The organism is Haemophilus sp. HN_Hi16, assembly GCF_049823435.1.
Lineage (GTDB): Bacteria > Pseudomonadota > Gammaproteobacteria > Enterobacterales > Pasteurellaceae > Haemophilus > Haemophilus influenzae_D.
Window position 1 is genome coordinate 73,075 of the sequence record NZ_CP187500.1, and the last position, 19,881, is coordinate 92,955.

Below are 19,881 nucleotides of genomic sequence, written 5' to 3' on the forward strand. Positions count from 1 at the left end.
GTTGATTTTTCGTCAATCATCCCTTCTTTTATAGACTTCAAGTGATTATTTCTCTATAATTACCGCACTTCCCCCCCTTAGCTCAGTCGGTTAGAGCAGGCGACTCATAATCGCTTGGTCACTGGTTCAAGTCCGGTAGGGGGGACCATTTTCCAGCAAAAAATCTCTTTTTTATCAAAAATCTTATTTCAATATTGTCTATTTTATTTGCCTTGTGACTACAAACAAATTTTCACAGATAAATCAGCGAGTTTAATCCACACTTCATCGCTAAATTCTTGTTTAGCAAGGCGTTCAATATTGGCGAGTTCTTGGATAATTTCGTAGAGCTTTTGGTAGGTTAAACGTTGAATTGCACTTAAAAAGAGCGGTCGGCGATTTTGCCAGATTTTTAGACGATCAAATTCAGCCTTAATTTGTTGAGTTGGAAGTTTTTCCGTTGTCATAATACGTTGCTGTGGTTTTGTGAGTTCAAGCAACGTAAATAATTCTCGCTGTAGTGTGCGTAATAAAATAACAGGTTGCACATCTTCAGCTTGTAAACCTTTTAAAATACGTTTAGCACGATTTGCTTTTCCCACTAGCAAAGCATCAATCCATTGAAATGGTGTAAAAATTGAGGATTGTTCCACCGCGCTAATGACACGATTGTAGTTAAGTTTATGATCAGGATAGAGCAAATCTAAAAGCTGCAGAGCTTGTTTAAGAGCGAACAGGTTATTTTCATAACTATAACAAAGTTGTTGAATTGCTTCATTATCGGCATCTAATCCCATTGCTTTAGTACGATTTTTTACCCAACGTGGCAAGTTTTCTACCGTCGGTGTTTGACAATTTATCAGTATTACATTTGGTTCATATTGATTAAGTGCAATAAACCACGCTTGCTTTTCAATCGCTTTAGTCAATTTTGCTACCTGTAAAATAAGCAAGACATCTTTATTCAATACGGATATAAGTTCTTGCAGGTTTTTCTGCAAAAGTGCGGTGAAATTTTCAGGTAAATTCAAGCTTAGTATTTGTTTACTAAAAAATAACCCCATAGATTGACAAGATTCTATAAGTTGCACCCAATCAGTTTGGCTATCAACCTGAATGCTATTTTTTTCATCAAAACCTTGCTGGTTTGCCACTTGACAAATAGTATCCTCAGTTTCACTAAGTAATAAAGGATCTTGCCCATGCGAAAGATAAACTCTAGCTAAACCTTGAGCAAGATTATAATTTAGTTGCTCTGGAAAAATACGGTTCATTATTTGCTTTTTATTTGATTTTGTAACGCAATTATTTTTACGATTAATTGACGCGCTACTTGCTCGCGCATATCATTCCAAATTACCTCACGTTCTTCTGATTTGGCTAATGCTGCACGTGCATTATCAAAGAAAGTACGGTTTACTTTCGCATTGATTGGATAGCTTTCGCCATTAGCAAGGCGAAAAGTGGCTTCAACTTCCAATATTAAAAGTTTTTCTGCTTCACGTCCGTGCTTAAAAATAGATGCGACTTGATCTGAAGTAATCTGTTTATTAATACGTAAAATGGGAATATTTTGTTTTACATTAACAATATTAACCTGATTTTCCTGTAACTTGCGACGCATAATAACAGTGAAATCATTATAAGGGTCATCACTTTCAAGGGCTAATGTTCGCCATTCATTTGGCATAGTAACCGACTGTTGAAAATGCCAACCGCAAGCAGAAAGAATTGCTAATGTTGCGATAAGCAGTAAAGTCTTGATTGATTTGATCATAAAAACTACCTTTAATTGTAGGACGTGTAAAATGTAAATATTTCACGTACGTATAAAAAATGGTGCGTGAATTTTGAATTCACACACCCCACGTATTATGGTTTCACTACTACGTTTAATAATTTACCTGCGACATAAATCACTTTGACAATATGTTGATTATCAACAAATTTCTTCACATTTTCATCCGCGAAAGCAATCGTTTTGACTGTTTCTTCATCTGCATCTGCCGCAACGGTAACTTTGCCACGAACCTTACCGTTTACTTGTACCACAATAAGTTTTTCGTCTTCTACCATTGCATCTTCGTCGGCTTTTACCCATTCTGCGGTATCAATAGCACTTTCATTGCCAAGAGCTTGCCATAATTCAAAACAGATATGTGGCGTAATTGGATAAAGCATGCGAACAACTGCACTTAATGCTTCCGCCATGACTGCTCGATCTTGATCGCTTTCTAAGGAAGCCTTAGTCAGTTTATTCATCAACTCCATTACTGCTGCAATCGCAGTATTAAATGTTTGACGACGACCAATATCATCACTCACTTTCGCAATTGTTTTATGTACTTCACGACGAAGCGATTTTTGCGCGGCTGAAAGTGCGGTGATATCTAGGCTAGTTTTTGCTGGATTCTGTTGATATTGATATACCAAATTCCAAACACGTCCTAAGAAACGTTTCGCACCTTCTACGCCAGATTCTTGCCATTCCAAGGTCATTTCTGCTGGAGAGGCAAACATCATAAAGAGACGAACAGTATCGGCACCATATTTTTCTACCATTTCTTGTGGGTCAATACCGTTATTTTTAGATTTCGACATTTTGGTCATGCCACTGTGGACTAGTTCACGCCCTTCAGGATCGGTGGCTTTAATAATTCTGCCTTTTTCATCACGCTCAAGGGTCACTTGGGTTGGGCTTACCCAAATACGCTCGTTGGTTGGGCTGGTGTAGTAGAAAGCATCTGCAAGCACCATACCTTGACATAATAATTTATCGGCTGGTTCCTCACTGGTTACAAATCCTGCATCGCGTAACAATTTGTGGAAGAAACGGAAGTAGAGCAAGTGCATTGTTGCATGTTCAATACCACCGATATATTGATCCACTGGTAACCAATAGTTTGCTTCTTCCGCATCAAGCATGCCATTTTGATATTGTGGACAAGTGTAGCGCGCGTAATACCAAGAGGATTCCATAAAGGTATCAAAGGTATCCGTTTCTTTTAATGCAGGTACACCGTTGAAAGTGGTTTTCGCCCAGTTTGGATCCGCTTTAATTGGGCTTTTCACGCCATCCATTACCACATCTTCAGGAAGAATAATGGGTAAATCTTCTATTGGTGCAGGTACTACATCGCCATTTTCAAGGGTTAGCATCGGAATTGGTGCTCCCCAATAACGTTGGCGAGAAACACCCCAGTCACGTAAACGGTAATTAACTTGACGTTTTCCAACACCTAATTTTTCTAATTTATCCGCGATACCGTTGAATGCACCATCAAAGTCTTTACCATCAAATTCAGCTGAATTAACGAGTTTGCCGTGTTCAACGAAAGCTTGTTTAGTTAAATCAATTTCTTCATCTGCAAGCGGTGCGATCACTTGTTTAATTGGCAAACTGTATTTTTGAGCAAATTCAAAGTCACGTTGGTCGTGAGCTGGAACCGCCATGACAGCCCCTGTGCCGTAGTGCATTAATACGAAATTCGCAACCCAAATTGGTAATTTTTCCCCCGTCAATGGATGAATAGCAAATAAGCCCGTTGCCATTCCTTTTTTCTCCATTGTCGCAAGATCAGCTTCTGCCACTTTGGCATTTTTTGCTTCTTGGATAAAGGCGGCTAATTCAGGATTATTTTGAGCTGCCAAACTTGCTAATGGATGTGCCGCTGCAATGCCTAAATAACTCACGCCGTAAAAGGTATCTGGACGTGTAGTGTAAACTGCTACTTTTTCGTTTGTGTCTGCAACATCAAAAGTAATTTCTACCCCTTCAGAACGACCAATCCAGTTACGCTGCATGGTTTTTACCATGTCTGGCCATTGTGGAAGGGTATCTAAACCACCTAATAATTGCTCTGCATAGTCAGTAATTTTGATAAACCATTGTGGGATTTCTTTTTGTTCCACAGGTGTATCACAACGCCAGCAACAACCTTCGTGTACTTGCTCGTTTGCGAGTACGGTTTCATCATTTGGACACCAGTTTACGGTTGAGGTTTTTTTGTACACCAAGCCTTTTTTGTAAAGCTCTGTGAAGAACCATTGTTCCCATTTGTAGTATTCTGGTTTACAGGTTGCGATTTCACGATCCCAGTCGAAACCAAAGCCTAAAAGCTGAAGTTGTTTTTTCATGTAGGCAATGTTTTCGTATGTCCATTTAGCAGGCGCAGTTTTATTTTTGATCGCCGCACCTTCTGCCGGTAAGCCGAAAGCATCCCAACCAAATGGTTGCAATACGTTTTTACCTAGCATACGTTGATAACGAGAAATTACATCGCCAATAGTGTAGTTACGCACATGCCCCATATGCAGGCGACCTGATGGATATGGGAACATAGAAAGACAATAATATTTTTCTTTAGATTCGTCTTTGATTGCTTTGATTGCTTTGAAAACTTTATTTTCTGCCCAATATTGTTGAACCTTTGGTTCGATCATATCGGGGCGATATTGTTCTTGCATAAAATCACCTTAAATTTTAACCGCACTTTTGCAGCATTTTGACAATAGAAAATGTGGCATAGAATACCGTAAAACGGCAAAAATTAATAGGGAGAGAAATAAAAGTGCGGTGATTTTTTTAGTTGTTTTTCACAATAAATTTTCAATTTTTACAGAGCAGATTCGAACAAAGGAATTCATAGCAAGCAAATACAACTTATGATATAGTTCACAACCGAATTTATAGGGATCTTTTTATAATAAAAATAATGATAGAACTCGATCAAAACAATATTCCAAAACACATTGCCATTATTATGGATGGTAATGGGCGTTGGGCAAAACAGAAAAATAAAATGCGAATTTTTGGACACACCAATGGCGTTACTGCAGTACGCAAGGCAGTGGCTTATGCACGACAAATCGGTGTGAAAGTGCTCACACTTTATGCCTTTAGTAGCGAAAATTGGAGTCGCCCAGAACAAGAAATCAGCGCGTTAATGTCACTTTTTATGCAAGCCTTAGATCGAGAAGTAAAAAAATTACATAAAAATAATATTTGTCTGAAAATTATTGGCGATGTATCTCGTTTTAGTGAAACTTTACAAGAAAAAATCAAAAAAGCGGAAAATTTAACAGAAAAAAATACCGCACTTACGCTCAATATTGCGGCAAATTACGGCGGTTGTTGGGATATTGTTCAAGCAGCTAAACAAATTGCAGAAAAAGTTAAAAAAGAAGAAATGTCAGTTTCAGATATTAATAACTCGACGTTTCAACATCATCTTGCAACGCAAAATGCACCACCTGTAGATTTATTAATTCGCACCAGTGGAGAACAGCGCATAAGCAACTTTTTATTATGGCAAATTGCCTATGCCGAATTATATTTTTCCGATGTACTTTGGCCCGATTTTAATCAATTAGAATTTAATCGTGCTATTGCAAGTTATCAACAACGTCATCGCCGTTTTGGTGGGACAGAATAATTCAACGGATTAAAATTATGCTTAAACAACGAGTTTTATCTGCTATTGTGTTAATTGCTGCAGTTTTATGTGCACTATTTTTATTCACACCTTTTTATTTTGCCCTTGCGTTAGGTATGGTAGCTGCTTTGGGGATCTGGGAATGGACTCAATTTGCTCGTCTTAAACAACCTTTGATACGTTTTTTTGTGACTACCTTTTTAGGCGTATTTATCTTCTTATGGCTCTATACTGAGGGTAACTATTTAAATGCAGGGCGTGTGTTTGAACAACATATTCAGCTTTTATTGATAAATGCTGTAAGCTGGTGGGGCTTAGCTTTATTGCTAGTAATCAGTTATCCTAAATCAGCTAAATTTTGGTCTAAAAATCCACTTTTACAACTTTTATTTGCCTTTTCTACGTTGATTCCCTTTATCGCAGGTGTATTACGTTTACGTTTAGAACACTATACCAATAATCCTTATCACGGATTATTTTTATTACTTTACGTATTTGTACTTGTTTGGGCGGCTGATTCTGGTGCTTATTTTAGCGGACGCGCCTTTGGTAAACGTAAACTTGCCCCTAAAGTATCTCCAGGTAAAAGCTGGGAAGGGGTCATTGGCGGCTTAATTACAGCGTTAGTGCTTGCTTTTATCTTTATTCATTTCTCTGGCGATACTTTAGTAGGAGATCGAAATATTACTGGATTTATCATTCTTTCTGTAGCCACAGTTGCAATTTCAGTATTGGGCGATTTAACTGAAAGTATGTTCAAGCGTGAGTCTGGTGTGAAAGACAGCAGTCAATTAATTCCAGGTCACGGTGGTGTATTAGATCGTATTGATAGCTTGACTGCTGCAATACCTTTTTTCAGCTATTTCTATTTCTTTGTGTTATAAGGATTTTGAATGTCATTTTTGTGGTCACTAGGTTCTTTTATCATTGCTATTGCTGTATTAGTATCCGTTCACGAATATGGTCACTTTTGGGCAGCGAGAAAGTGCGGTATAAAAGTCCATCGTTTTTCAATTGGTTTTGGTAAGGTAATTTGGAAACGTATCGATAAACAGGGTACAGAATTTGCGGTTTCAATGATTCCTTTAGGCGGCTATGTAAAAATGCTTGATGGACGTAATGAAGTAGTTCCTGCAGAGCAAAAGTCACAGGCATTTGACAGTAAAAGCGTATTACAACGGTCATTTGTAATTATTGCAGGCCCTTTAGCTAATTTTATTTTTGCAATTTTTGCCTATTGGGTAATCTACTTTTATGGAATGCCAAGTGTTAAACCAGTGATTGAATCGATAACGCCAAACTCAATCGCAGCACAAGCCCACATTGAACCCAATACGCAAATTCTGACAATTGATGGCGAAGAAACTCAAGATTGGGAAACCATCAATATGCTACTTGCCACAAAAATGGGGGAGCCTAATGTTGAGATTACCCTTTCTCCTTTCAATTCTAATATTGAGCAACAACGGACTTTAAATCTTACAAATTGGACATTCGATCCTGAAAAAGAAAGTGCGTTCGCTGCTTTAGGGATTGTTCCAATTCATTCAAAAGTGGAAATGGTACTTTCTAAAGTTGTTCAGGCTTCTCCAGCGGAGAAAGCGGGTTTACAAATAGGAGACAAAATTTTAACAGAAAATTTCACCGCACTTAGTTGGCAAAATTTTGTAAAACAGGTCGAACAAGGCGAATCTTTTTCTATTAAAGTTGAACGTAATGGCGAAACATTTGACAAAGCCCTGACTCCAGTGCGTAACCAAAATGGCAAATGGTTTGTAGGAGTTAGCCCAACCTTAACAAAATTAGCGGATGAATACCGTACTGAATTAAAATATGGTATTCTTGAATCTTTACAAAAAGGCATTGAAAAAACAGGGCAGCTTTCCCTTTTAACCTTGAAAATATTAGGGAAATTACTTACTGGCGATTTGTCATTAAATAATTTAAGTGGGCCAATTTCTATTGCAAAAGGTGCTGGTGCATCAGCAAATATTGGATTGGTGTATTTTTTAAGTTTTATGGCATTGATTAGTGTAAATTTAGGGATTATGAATTTATTTCCATTACCAGTATTAGATGGCGGTCATTTAGTTTTTTTAACAATGGAAGCTGTTAAAGGAAAACCTGTTTCTGAGCGGGTGCAAAGCATCTGTTATCGAATTGGCGCAGCACTGTTATTAAGCTTAACGGTGTTTGCATTATTTAATGATTTTTTACGTCTATAATTTATATAGGATACAATCGATGAAAAAACTTCTAATCGCAAGTTTATTATTCGGTACGACAACGACTGTGTTTGCCGCACCTTTTGTGGCAAAAGATATTCGTGTGGATGGTGTTCAAGGTGACTTAGAACAACAAATCCGAGCAAGTTTACCTGTTCGTGCTGGTCAGCGTGTGACTGACAATGATGTGGCTAATATTGTCCGCTCTTTATTCGTAAGTGGTCGATTCGATGATGTGAAAGCGCATCAAGAAGGCGATGTGCTTGTTGTTAGCGTTGTGGCTAAATCGATCATTTCAGATGTTAAAATCAAAGGTAACTCTGTTATTCCCACTGAAGCACTTAAACAAAACTTAGATGCTAACGGGTTTAAAGTTGGCGATGTTTTAATTCGAGAAAAATTAAATGAATTTGCCAAAAGTGTAAAAGAGCACTATGCAAGTGTAGGTCGCTATAACGCAACCGTTGAACCTATTGTCAATACGCTACCAAATAATCGCGCTGAAATTTTAATTCAAATCAATGAAGATGATAAAGCAAAATTGGCATCATTAACTTTCAAGGGGAACGAATCTGTTAGTAGCAGTACATTACAAGAACAAATGGAATTACAACCTGATTCTTGGTGGAAATTATGGGGAAATAAATTTGAAGGTGCGCAATTCGAGAAAGATTTGCAGTCAATTCGTGATTATTATTTAAATAATGGCTATGCCAAAGCACAAATTACTAAAACGGATGTTCAGCTAAATGATGAAAAAACAAAAGTTAATGTAACCATTGATGTAAATGAAGGTTTACAGTATGACCTTCGTAGTGCACGCATTATAGGTAATCTGGGAGGTATGTCTGCCGAGCTTGAACCTTTACTTTCAGCATTACATTTAAATGATACTTTCCGCCGTAGTGATATTGCAGATGTAGAAAATGCAATTAAAGCAAAACTTGGAGAACGCGGTTACGGTAGCACAATGGTAAATTCAGTACCTGATTTTGATGATGCAAATAAAACATTAGCGATAACCTTTGTTGTTGATGCTGGACGACGTTTAACTGTTCGCCAACTTCGCTTTGAAGGAAATACCGTTTCTGCTGATAGTACTTTACGTCAGGAAATGCGCCAACAAGAAGGAACTTGGTATAATTCACAATTAGTTGAGTTAGGAAAAATTCGCTTAGATCGTACAGGTTTCTTCGAAACAGTCGAAAACCGAATTGATCCTATCAATGGTAGTAATGATGAAGTAGATGTCGTATATAAAGTCAAAGAACGTAACACGGGTAGTATCAACTTTGGTATTGGTTACGGTACAGAGAGTGGTATTAGTTATCAAGCAAGTGTTAAACAAGATAATTTCTTGGGAACAGGGGCGGCAGTAAGTATAGCTGGTACGAAAAATGATTATGGTACGAGTGTCAATTTGGGTTATACCGAGCCCTATTTTACTAAAGATGGTGTAAGTCTTGGTGGAAATGTTTTCTTTGAAAACTACGATAACTCTAAAAGTGATACATCCTCTAACTATAAGCGTACGACTTATGGAAGTAATGTTACTTTAGGTTTCCCTGTAAATGAAAATAACTCCTATTATGTAGGATTAGGCCATACCTATAATAAAATTAGTAACTTTGCTCTAGAATATAACCGTAATTTATATATTCAATCAATGAAATTTAAAGGTAATGGCATTAAAACAAATGACTTTGATTTTTCTTTTGGTTGGAACTATAACAGCCTTAATAGAGGCTATTTCCCAACTAAAGGGGTTAAAGCAAGTCTTGGTGGACGAGTTACTATTCCAGGTTCTGATAACAAATACTACAAACTAAGTGCAGATGTACAGGGTTTCTACCCATTAGACAGAGATCACCTCTGGGTTGTATCTGCAAAAGCATCTGCAGGATATGCAAATGGTTTTGGAAACAAGCGTTTACCGTTCTATCAAACTTATACAGCGGGTGGCATCGGTTCATTGCGTGGTTTTGCTTATGGTAGTATTGGGCCTAATGCAATTTATGCCGCTCAAAATGGTAGCGGTAATGGTAATGGTGATTTTAATAAGATAAGTTCTGATGTGATTGGTGGTAATGCAATCACAACTGCGAGTGCAGAACTTATTGTACCAACACCGTTTGTGAGCGATAAGGGGCAGAACACAGTCCGAACCTCCTTATTTGTTGATGCGGCAAGTGTTTGGAATACTAAATGGAAATCAGATAAAAATGGATTAAATAGCGAAGTATTAAAAAAATTGCCTGATTATGGCAAATCAAGCCGTATTCGTGCCTCTACAGGTGTCGGATTCCAATGGCAATCTCCTATTGGTCCATTGGTATTCTCTTATGCCAAACCAATTAAAAAATATGAAAATGATGATGTCGAACAGTTCCAATTTAGTATTGGAGGTTCTTTCTAATAAATTGAACTTTTTTCTTCATCAGAACTCAAAAACAACGTTCTCTGTCTAATTTAATTGGGCAGAGAAAATATTAAAACCATCATTTAATTAAGGATATTTATCAAATGAAAAACATCGCAAAAGTAACCGCACTTGCTTTAGGTATTGCACTTGCTTCAGGCTATGCTTCCGCTGAAGAAAAAATTGCTTTCATTAATGCAGGTTATATTTTTCAACATCACCCAGATCGCCAAGCGGTAGCAGATAAACTTGATGCTGAATTTAAACCTGTAGCTGAGAAATTAGCAGCGAGTAAAAAAGAAGTTGATGATAAAATTGCAGCTGCTCGTAAAAAAGTAGAAGCAAAAGTTGCGGCTTTAGAAAAAGATGCACCTCGCTTACGTCAAGCTGATATTCAAAAACGCCAAGAGGAAATTAATAAATTAGGCGCGACTGAAGATGCTGGATTACAAAAATTAATGCAAGAACAAGATAAAAAAGTTCAAGAATTCCAAGCTCAAAATGAAAAACGTCAAGCTGAAGAACGTGGTAAATTATTAGATAGCATTCAAACTGCGACAAATAATTTAGCAAAAGCAAAAGGTTATACTTATGTGCTTGATGCAAATTCAGTTGTATTTGCGGTAGAGGGTAAAGACATTACTGAAGAAGTATTAAAATCTATCCCTGCTTCTGAAAAAGCACAAGAGAAAAAATAATAGGTTCTCATAATGCAAAAATCCTATTCTTTACAAGAATTGGCAACTCAAATCGGCGCTACCGTTCGCGGTAACGCCGATGTTGTTGTTGAGAATATCGCTCCTCTCGATAAAGCCCAATCAAATCAACTCACTTTTATTTCTAACGTAAAATTTCGTGCATTATTGAAAGATTCTAAAGCAGGGATTTTGGTTGTATCTGAAGAGGATGTTGAACACTGTTCTCCAGAAAGCAATTTACTTATTGTTAAAGATCCTTATATGGCTTACGCAATTTTAGCTCAATATATGGATAGCACGCCAAAAGCGGCACAAGGAATCGCAAAAAGTGCGGTCATTTTTGATGACGTTTTATTGGGCGAAAATGTATCTATTGGTGCGAACGCAGTGATTGAAGAAGGTGTTGTACTAGGTGATAACGTGATCATTGGTGCAAATTGCTTTGTTGGTAAAAATACCAAAATTGGTTCAGGCACTCAGCTCTGGGCTAATGTCACTGTTTACCATAATGTTGAGATTGGCACAAATTGCCTAATTCAATCAGGAACAGTTATCGGTAGTGATGGTTTTGGTTACGCAAATGATCGTGGTCGTTGGGTTAAAATTCCACAAGTAGGGCAAGTAATAATTGGTAATAACGTTGAGATTGGTGCGAATACCTGTATTGATAGAGGCGCATTAGATGCAACGATTATTGAAGATAACGTGATTATCGATAACCTTTGTCAAATTGCACATAATGTTCATATCGGCACTGGTACAGCGGTTGCGGGTGGCGTTATTATGGCAGGTAGCTTAACTGTTGGTCGCTATTGCTTAATTGGTGGTGCAAGTGTGATTAATGGTCATATGGAAATTTGTGATAAAGTAACCATTACTGGAATGGGAATGGTAATGCGTCCAATCACAGAACCGGGCGTATATTCCTCTGGTATCCCATTACAAACAAATAAAGAGTGGCGTAAAACGGCAGCTCTAACATTAGGCATTGATGGCATACATAAACGCCTAAAAGCATTAGAAAAGAAAATTTCTTAATTGATACCCCATCATTTAATCTGCATTTTAAAAGTTTAATAACTGATTAAAATGCAGATTTTTATGCGTATAAATTTACTTAACGAAATAAGTTGAAATTCTTTTAAAAATAAATAAGCCCAACTTTAAATTGGGCTTACAAGCATACATTTTTTTATCGTTAAAGAATTATGCGTTACCGCCAGTGATTTTTGCAACTTCAGCAGCAAAATCTTCTTCTTTTTTCTCGATACCTTCGCCTACTTCTAAACGAATGAAGTTAGAAACTGAAGTATTTACTGATTTTAAGAAATCCCCTACAGATACAGAAGGATCCATTACAAATGCTTGACCTGTTAATGAAACTTCACCAGTGAATTTCTTCATACGACCTTCAACCATTTTCTCTGCGATTTCTTTTGGTTTACCAGAGTTGATCGCAATATCGATTTGGATTTGGCGTTCGTGTTCAACCACTTCAGCAGATACATCTTCTGGGTTCACGAATTCAGGTTTAGATGCAGCTACGTGCATTGCTACTTTTTTCAGTTCATCAGCAGAACCTTCGCCCGCAACTAATACGCCAATTTTTGCACCGTGTAAGTATTGTGCAATTACTTGACCATCTAAGTAAGCAACACGACGGATATTCATGTTCTCACCGATTTTAGCAACTAATGCAGCACGTTTTTCTTCAAATTGCGCTTGTAATGCTTCGATAGTGGTACCTTTGTTTGCTGCTGCGAAATCAGTTACTTCATTTGCTAAACCTAAGAAACCAGCATCTTTTGCTACGAAGTCAGTTTCACAGTTCATTTCAACTAATACACCGAAACCATTTTCTACACGAGCAAGGATAACACCTTCAGCTGCAACACGGCCTGCTTTTTTAGCTGCTTTAGCTTGACCAGATTTACGCATATTGTCGATTGCTAACTCAATATCACCGTTTGCTTCAACTAATGCTTTTTTACATTCCATCATACCTGCGCCAGTACGGTCACGAAGTTCTTTTACTAATGATGCTGTGATTTCAGCCATTTTTAAAATCCTCTGTCGAAAATGCGGTTTATTTTGACCGCACTTTTAGATAAAAATATAGGGGCTAAATTTTAGCCCCTATGCCAATTAATCGCTTGATTATTAAGGGCTTCGCCTTATTGCAAAACTTAAATTATTCTGCGTCAGCTGCTAATTCTTCAGCAACTTGAGCTTCGTTACCACGACCTTCTTTAACCGCTGCTGCAGCTGCAGAAACGTAAAGTTGGATAGCACGAGTCGCATCATCGTTACCAGGGATAACGAAATCTACGCCAGCTGGTGTTGAGTTAGTATCAACGATAGCAAATACAGGAATACCTAGGTTATTTGCTTCTTTAACAGCGATATGTTCGTGGTCCGCACCGATAACGAATAATGCATCTGGTAAGCCACCCATATCTTTGATACCGCCAAGGCTTAATTCAAGTTTTTCCATCTCACGGCTACGCATTAACGCTTCTTTTTTGGTTAATTTATCAAAAGTACCGTCTTGAGATTGGGTTTCTAAATCTTTTAAACGTTTAATTGATTGACGAACGGTTTTCCAGTTAGTCAACATACCACCTAACCAACGGTGGTTTACGTAATATTGCTGACAATCTAATGCTGCTGCTTGAACTGCTTCAGACGCTGCACGTTTTGTACCAACGAATAATACTTTACCGTTGTTGCTAGCAATGCGAGTTAATTCCGCTAAAGCTTCGTTGAATAAAGGTAAAGTTTTTTCAAGATTGATGATGTGAACACCGTTACGAGCACCAAAAATGAAAGGTTTCATTTGTGGGTTCCAGTAACGAGTTTGGTGTCCGAAGTGTACGCCTGCGTTGATCATGTCGCGCATTGAAACTTGTGCCATAATATTTTCCTTTTGTTGGGGTTGAGCCTCCACATATCAGCTAATCGACCGTTTGGCACCCCGATTAAGCCTTGTTGATATGTGTGTGTTGTTAGTAATTAAAAAGCTGCTTTTGAAAGGCAAAAACAGCTGGGCGATTTATACCATAAAGTGCGGTTAAAAACCAGTTTATTTTGTTTATTTCTCCACTTTTCTTGCTTTGATAAATAACAATGGTGGTCTGTGTGATAAATCTTTAAATTCATTATGCCATTGCGGTTGGTCGGCAAGCATGGGTTCTTCCATTTGCTCGATTTGAAACCTTGCATGAATTAAATTATTGATAATTGTTGCTGTTGTTCGATGATAGGTTTGAAAAGGTTGTTTGAACCAATTTCTATTGCGTTTCCCCTCTTCTCGATAATGATTTAAACGATAAGCGACTTGCTGTTTTTTGTCATTTTTTTCCCAGCGTTCTCCCTCTTTATGGCAGGTAGTTATCGGATGTTCTTGTGAGAAAATTAATGTGCCATTAGACGAGAGTTTGTCATGGATCGTTGATAATAATGTCGGAAAATTTTCAATATAATGAAAGGCAAAAGAGCTAGTAATCACATCGAAATGACTTTCTGGTAACTCAGCTAATTTTTCTATTGGTAAGTGATATAAGGAAAAACGCCCTGAAAATTGACCGCACTTTTGAAGATCTTTTTCAGCTTGTTCGAGCATTTTTTCGGAAAGATCAGTTCCAATTACCTTAGCCGCCCCTCGTTCTAAATAAAGTTGTAAATGCCCTCCCGTACCACAGCCTAAATCGAGTAATTTCTTCCCTTTTAAATTAGGCAACAATGAAAGCATGGTGGGCTTTTCGATAATTTCATTGAGGCTAATTGGATTTGCACGGAGTTTCTGATAAAGCTCAAAGAAATTATCTTTATCATAAACACTAATTTTATTATTCATTTATTGCCTTAAAATAAAAATTTACGTGATTTAAATCACTCAAAAGTAAATACTTAAACGAGAAGTTAAAATTTAATATTTTTATAGATAAAAAATATCACTAAAGATAAAAAATAATTTTATGAATGATCATTTGATATTTCTTCTTCAATTTTCTCACTTAGAATTTCTTCTGTTTCTTTATTTAATGCTTTTGTATCAAGATGCGGTTTAATAAATGGTCTTGGTGTCCAATATTTTTTTACTATTTCATTCGAAAAACCGTGTAAAACTTCTTCATTTAACCGTTCTTGATCCAATGTTCGTACTTCCTTAATAATTTCTTCCGCTTCAATTTTATCAATACCTAATTTCATCAATGTTGCTCGACTAAGTGTAATTGCTGATTCAAAAGTTTCACGCACAATAAAATCTACATCCTGCTTAATCAAACTAACTGTTGTTTTTCTGTCATAAGTTCGGGTTAAAATCGGTAAATTTGGATAAGCCTCTTTCATTTGACTGACAATATGTTCAATTCTTTGTGTATCGTTAATACCTAATACGACACATTTCGCCTTTTCAATTCCTGCGGCTCGTAAAACATCTAATCGAATGCCATCACCATAATAAACTTTAAAACCAAACTTTGCGGCAGCACGGATATTTTCGATATTGCGATCAATCACTGAAACGCTAATTCCACGAATCAATAATGTTTGGCAGACAATTTGACTAAAACGTCCAAACCCAATAACTAAAACGTTATCTTCCAAATCCACGATGCTGTCTAGATCATTTTCATCAAGCTGATCAAGATGTTTAGGCTCTGTACGCTGTATAAGTTTGCGAGCAATTTGAGCAATAATAGGCGAAAAAAGCATCGAAATAATCACTGCAGCAGTGAATGTCGCTTTTTCTTCATTACTGATTACTTCCGCAGTTGCTGCGGCTGAAAAAAGAACGAAAGCAAATTCGCCACCGTGTGCCATCAAAGACATTCGTCCTATGGCTTCTCGATGATCAAGACGGGTAATTCGGGCAATAATATAAACAGCACTGGCTTTTCCAAGTATATAAAGAAAAACAATTCCAAGTAGCAAGATCCAATGATTAAACACTAAATGCAAATCTAAGGACATTCCTACGCCCATAAAAAATAATCCTAGTAATAAGCCGCGAAATGGTTCTATATCCGCTTCAAGCTGATGGCGAAACGCTGATTCAGACATCATCACGCCAGCAACAAACGCGCCCATTGCCATTGAAAGTCCGCCAATTTCCATTGCTAATGCAGCACCTAAAACGACCAATAATGCGCCCGCTGTCATCATTTCACGAATACGTGCTTTAGAAATTAAACGAAATAGTGGGTTCATTAACCATTTTCCAGCCACAATTAACCCCACAACAGCACTTAATGCTATACCAATTGATACCCAATCAGTATGTGGTGTCGCTTCTTTCGAATGGGGAGCAAGAAAAGCAACAGAAGCCAAAAGTGGTACAATAGCAATATCTTCAAAAATTAACGTCGAAATTACGCGTTGTCCTTTTGACGTAGAAGTAAGCCCCCTTTCTTCTAGTGATTGCATTACAATAGCAGTAGAGGAAAGCGTGAAACCCATACCAGCAATAAATGATACTTCTTTTGTTAATCCTAATAAATAAATACCCGAAAAAGTGAGTAAGCAACCACATAATCCAACTTGTAACAAACCTCTGCCAAAAATAGCTTTACGCATTGCCCAAAGGCGTTCTGGATATATTTCAAGCCCGATAATAAAAAGAAACATTACCACACCTAATTCCGCTAAATGTACCACAGCTGTTGGATCTTGCACTATGCCAAAGACAGATGGGCCAATCAAACAACCTGCCACTAAATAACCTAGCACGCTACCCAACCCGAGTCTTTTAAATAACGGCACAATTGTTACGCTAGATGCGAGTAAAATAACGACTTTCATCAGTTCTGGATTGGCAAGTTGAGACATAATGACTCCAATAATGCAAAAAATACAAATATTTTGGCGAGTATATTAAAAAGTTATATGTGATAAATCATATTAAATCTTTTAATATAACTTTAAACCACATTTATTTTATATGAAATTGTGAGTTTCATTTAGTAATCGATGAATTAATTTTGCATTCGCGGGGGGAAACTGTCCTGCATCCAATGCGCGCTGCTCAACCCAAAAACCTTCTTGCCCCTCTCGCCCAAAAGGTTCGCCAATCCATTCATTTACCAGATAAAAGAAAAAAGAAATGATTTTTGTTGGATATTCAAATTGAAAACGTTCATAAAGTTCTGCATTTAACGCAACAATGCCTATTTCCTCTTCCAGTTCACGTTTTAAAGCCTGTTCTGGGGTTTCTCCCGCATCTACTTTTCCACCGGGAAATTCTAAAGATTGGGCAAAATCCTGTCCTTCTAAACGCTGCGTTAAATAGATCTGACCAAATTCATTACGAATAATCCCCGCAGCAACTTGTATAATTTTTTTATCCATTTTTCTATCCAATGTAGAGGTATGAAAAAAGTGCGGTGAAAAATCACCGCACTTTGATTGTTCATTACTGGCGTGCCACACGACTGCCGTGACAATGCTTATATTTTTTACCCGACCCACAAGGACAAGGTTCGTTGCGACCAATGCGACGATCTGAATAATCTTCAGTCTCTGAATTTTGAGTTGTCTGACTATTTTCATCCACAGGTAAATTATTTTGATTGATACGAGTAGCCATCTCCTGACGAGCACGTTCAGCTTCTTCCATTTCTTCTTGAGTACGCACACGTACACGGGTTAAAGTCATGATAACGTGGTGTTTTAAGGAATCTAGCATTTCCGTAAACATGCGGAAAGATTCTTTTTTATATTCTTGTTTTGGATCTTTTTGTGCATAGCCGCGTAAATGAATACCTTGGCGTAAATAATCCATCGAAGCTAAGTGTTCTTTCCAAAGTTCATCTAAGGTTTGCAACATAACACCTTTTTCAAAATGGTGCATAGCATCTTCGCCAACCAAAGCCTCTTTTTCTTTGTATTCCTTTTCTGCAATTTCCACAATGCGTTCGCGCAAACTTTCTTCGTGAAGATTATTATCTTCTTCTAACCAATTAGAAATCGGTAATTCCATACCAAATTCTTGAGATAAACGTTCTTCAAGCCCTTTAATATCCCATTGTTCTTCCAAAGATTGTGGTGGAATATATTGATCAATCACACCATTAAACACATCGTGGCGAATAGCGTTGATAGTTTCAGAAATATCATCATTATCAAGCAAATAATTGCGTTGCTCATAAATCGCGTGACGTTGGTCATTTGCCACATCATCATATTCAAGTAGGTTTTTACGGCCATCGAAATGGAACGCCTCAACTTTTGCTTGAGCAGATGCAATCACTTTCGCCAACATTTTCGACTCCATTGCCTCGCCTGCTACCGTGAACGCTTTACGCATTAAATTGCGCTTACCCTCATTCAAATAAATGCGCATTAAACCATCTTCTAAAGAAAGATAGAAACGAGAAGAACCGGGGTCACCTTGACGCCCAGAACGACCGCGCAACTGGTTATCAATACGGCGAGATTCGTGACGCTCTGTACCGATAATATGCAACCCACCCGCTTTCATTACAATTTCGTGGTTTTTCTCCCACTCTGCTTTAAGGGCTTCAATTTGTTCTTGAGTTGGATTTTCTAATTTGGCAGCCTGCGCTTTCCAGTTACCGCCAAGAATAATATCGGTACCTCGACCCGCCATATTCGTTGCGATAGTCACTGCACTAGGAAATCCTGCTTCTGCCACGATTTCCGCTTCTTGTTGGTGGAATTTCGCATTCAACACATTGTGTTTTATACCTGCTTTATCTAACGCTTTAGATAATTCTTCTGATTTTTCGACTGAAATCGTCCCCACTAATACTGGTTGCTGGCGTTCTACACAATCTTTAATGTCTTCAATAATCGCATTAAATTTATATTGTTCATTTTCAAACATCACATCAGTGCGATCATCACGAATCATTGGACGATTTGTTGGAATTACAACAGTTTCCAAGCCATAAATTTGTTGGAACTCAAATGCTTCGGTATCCGCAGTCCCCGTCATACCCGCAAGACGTTCATATAAACGGAAGTAGTTTTGGTAAGAAATTGACGCTACAGTTTGGTTTTCGCTCTTAACATCCACCCCTTCTTTTGCCTCAATGGCTTGGTGCAAACCATCTGACCAACGACGCCCCGCCATTGTACGACCAGTGTGTTCATCAACAATCACGATTTCACCGTCTTTCACAATGTAATCGACATCTTTTTCAAACAATGTGTGCGCACGCAATGCAGCCATAACGTGATGAAGCAATACAATTCGACTAGGAGAATACAAAGAGTCCCCCTCAGGCATTAAACCTTGTGCAATTAACCAATCTTCTACTTTTTCTTGACCACGTTCGGTTAAATGTGCTTGTTTAGATTTCAAATCTAAAGTGAAATCGCCCTCTCCTTGATATTCTTCCGTATCTTCTTTTTCTTGTTTAATTAAACTTGGGATCAATTTATTTACCGCAATATAAAGCTCTGAACTTTTTTCTGCCTGACCTGAAATAATCAATGGTGTACGTGCTTCATCGATTAAGATAGAATCCACTTCATCCACCAACGCATAGCCTAAAGTACGTTGGAAACGCTCTTCTTTTGAGTGGGCTAAGTTGTCACGTAAATAATCAAAACCAAGTTCACTATTGGTTGCATAAGTAATATCTGCCGCATAAGCTTCACGTTTTTCTTCTGGCGATAACCCAGGAATATTGACGCCTACGCTCATACCCAAAAATTCAAATAACGGACGGTTTGTTTCTGCATCTCGGCGAGCAAGATAATCATTCACCGTGACAACATGAACGCCTTTACCTTCAAGTGCGATTAAATAACAAGGCAAAGTCGCCGTTAATGTTTTACCTTCACCAGTACGCATTTCTGCGATACAGCGGTTAGTCAATACCATCCCACCGATAAGCTGCACATCAAAATGGCGCATACCAAGCACACGCTTACTTGCTTCGCGTACCGTTGCGAATGCTTCTGGTAAAATTTGTTGCAAAGTTTCGCCACCACTTAAACGATCACGAAACTCTTGTGTTTTTGCTTTTAATTCATCATCACTTAATGCCTCAAAAGCAGGCTCCATTTTATTAATTTTTACGACTTGTTTTTTTAATTTACGTAAAACGCGTTCATTACGACTACCAAAAATTCTTGTTAAAATGCTCATAATT

Annotated in this window: 15 protein-coding genes and 1 tRNA gene; 7 read left to right on the forward strand and 9 right to left on the reverse strand. The window is 37.8% G+C overall.

Features of this window, described 5'->3' with window-relative positions; translation table 11 throughout:
* The first annotated feature begins 71 nt into the window (after positions 1-71).
* Positions 72-148, forward strand: a tRNA-Ile gene (locus tag ACPT9C_RS00340).
* Positions 149-218: 70 nt separating this feature from the next.
* On the opposite strand, the gene holA is transcribed toward ACPT9C_RS00340, so the two are convergent.
* From holA to leuS, 3 genes are all read right to left on the reverse strand, one after another.
* Positions 219-1,253, reverse strand: coding sequence for a DNA polymerase III subunit delta (holA, locus tag ACPT9C_RS00345; RefSeq protein ID WP_038440295.1), 1,035 nt, complete (start codon positions 1,251-1,253; stop codon positions 219-221).
* Positions 1,253-1,756, reverse strand: coding sequence for an LPS assembly lipoprotein LptE (gene lptE, locus ACPT9C_RS00350; RefSeq protein ID WP_038440296.1), 504 nt, complete (start codon positions 1,754-1,756; stop codon positions 1,253-1,255). The genes holA and lptE overlap by 1 nt, the downstream gene beginning before the upstream one ends.
* Positions 1,757-1,851: 95 nt before the next feature.
* Positions 1,852-4,446, reverse strand: coding sequence for a leucine--tRNA ligase (gene leuS, locus ACPT9C_RS00355; protein ID WP_050948695.1), 2,595 nt, complete (start codon positions 4,444-4,446; stop codon positions 1,852-1,854).
* Between the two features lie 248 nt (positions 4,447-4,694).
* Between leuS and uppS the strand changes: the two genes are divergently transcribed.
* The 6 genes from uppS (at position 4,695) to lpxD (ending at position 11,794) form a co-directional block, all read left to right on the forward strand.
* Positions 4,695-5,414 carry a polyprenyl diphosphate synthase gene (gene uppS / locus ACPT9C_RS00360; protein ID WP_050948696.1) on the forward strand — a complete coding sequence of 240 codons (720 nt, stop codon included), beginning with the start codon at positions 4,695-4,697 and terminating at the stop codon, positions 5,412-5,414.
* A gap of 17 nt (positions 5,415-5,431) precedes the next feature.
* Positions 5,432-6,298, forward strand: coding sequence for a phosphatidate cytidylyltransferase (locus tag ACPT9C_RS00365; RefSeq protein ID WP_050948697.1), 867 nt, complete (start codon positions 5,432-5,434; stop codon positions 6,296-6,298).
* A 9-nt stretch (positions 6,299-6,307) separates the two neighbouring features.
* Positions 6,308-7,639 carry a sigma E protease regulator RseP gene (rseP, locus tag ACPT9C_RS00370; protein WP_050948698.1) on the forward strand — a complete coding sequence of 444 codons (1,332 nt, stop codon included), beginning with the start codon at positions 6,308-6,310 and terminating at the stop codon, positions 7,637-7,639.
* 19 nt (positions 7,640-7,658) lie between these two features.
* On the forward strand, positions 7,659-10,055 hold the full coding sequence (gene bamA / locus ACPT9C_RS00375; RefSeq protein ID WP_118879792.1) for an outer membrane protein assembly factor BamA: 2,397 nt from the start codon (positions 7,659-7,661) through the stop codon (positions 10,053-10,055).
* A 107-nt stretch (positions 10,056-10,162) separates the two neighbouring features.
* Positions 10,163-10,756: an OmpH family outer membrane protein gene (locus ACPT9C_RS00380; RefSeq protein ID WP_048955027.1), complete on the forward strand. Its 594-nt coding sequence runs from the start codon at positions 10,163-10,165 to the stop codon at positions 10,754-10,756.
* A 12-nt stretch (positions 10,757-10,768) separates the two neighbouring features.
* Entirely contained in the window at positions 10,769-11,794 is a 1,026-nt protein-coding gene (gene lpxD, locus ACPT9C_RS00385) for a UDP-3-O-(3-hydroxymyristoyl)glucosamine N-acyltransferase (RefSeq protein WP_050948700.1), read from the forward strand.
* A 168-nt stretch (positions 11,795-11,962) separates the two neighbouring features.
* Here the strand turns inward: lpxD and tsf are convergent, their stop codons facing one another.
* From tsf to secA, 6 genes are all read right to left on the reverse strand, one after another.
* A complete protein-coding gene (tsf, locus tag ACPT9C_RS00390; RefSeq protein WP_005693261.1) occupies positions 11,963-12,814 on the reverse strand; it encodes a translation elongation factor Ts in 852 nt (283 codons plus the stop codon).
* Between the two features lie 133 nt (positions 12,815-12,947).
* The gene (gene rpsB / locus ACPT9C_RS00395; RefSeq protein ID WP_005645552.1) at positions 12,948-13,670 is read right to left on the reverse strand and encodes a 30S ribosomal protein S2; all 723 of its coding nucleotides are present in this window, start codon (positions 13,668-13,670) and stop codon (positions 12,948-12,950) included.
* Positions 13,671-13,847: 177 nt separating this feature from the next.
* A complete protein-coding gene (locus ACPT9C_RS00400) occupies positions 13,848-14,612 on the reverse strand; it encodes a class I SAM-dependent methyltransferase (RefSeq protein WP_005666039.1) in 765 nt (254 codons plus the stop codon).
* Positions 14,613-14,731: 119 nt separating this feature from the next.
* Positions 14,732-16,588 (reverse strand): monovalent cation:proton antiporter-2 (CPA2) family protein, encoded by a 1,857-nt coding sequence (locus tag ACPT9C_RS00405; RefSeq protein WP_423717239.1) that lies wholly within the window; start codon positions 16,586-16,588, stop codon positions 14,732-14,734.
* Positions 16,589-16,696: 108 nt separating this feature from the next.
* Positions 16,697-17,107, reverse strand: a complete 411-nt coding sequence (mutT, locus tag ACPT9C_RS00410) for an 8-oxo-dGTP diphosphatase MutT (protein WP_005648100.1) — start codon at positions 17,105-17,107, stop codon at positions 16,697-16,699.
* 64 nt (positions 17,108-17,171) lie between these two features.
* Positions 17,172-19,877 carry a preprotein translocase subunit SecA gene (gene secA / locus ACPT9C_RS00415; RefSeq protein ID WP_005686163.1) on the reverse strand — a complete coding sequence of 902 codons (2,706 nt, stop codon included), beginning with the start codon at positions 19,875-19,877 and terminating at the stop codon, positions 17,172-17,174.
* Between the last annotated feature and the right edge of the window lie 4 nt (positions 19,878-19,881).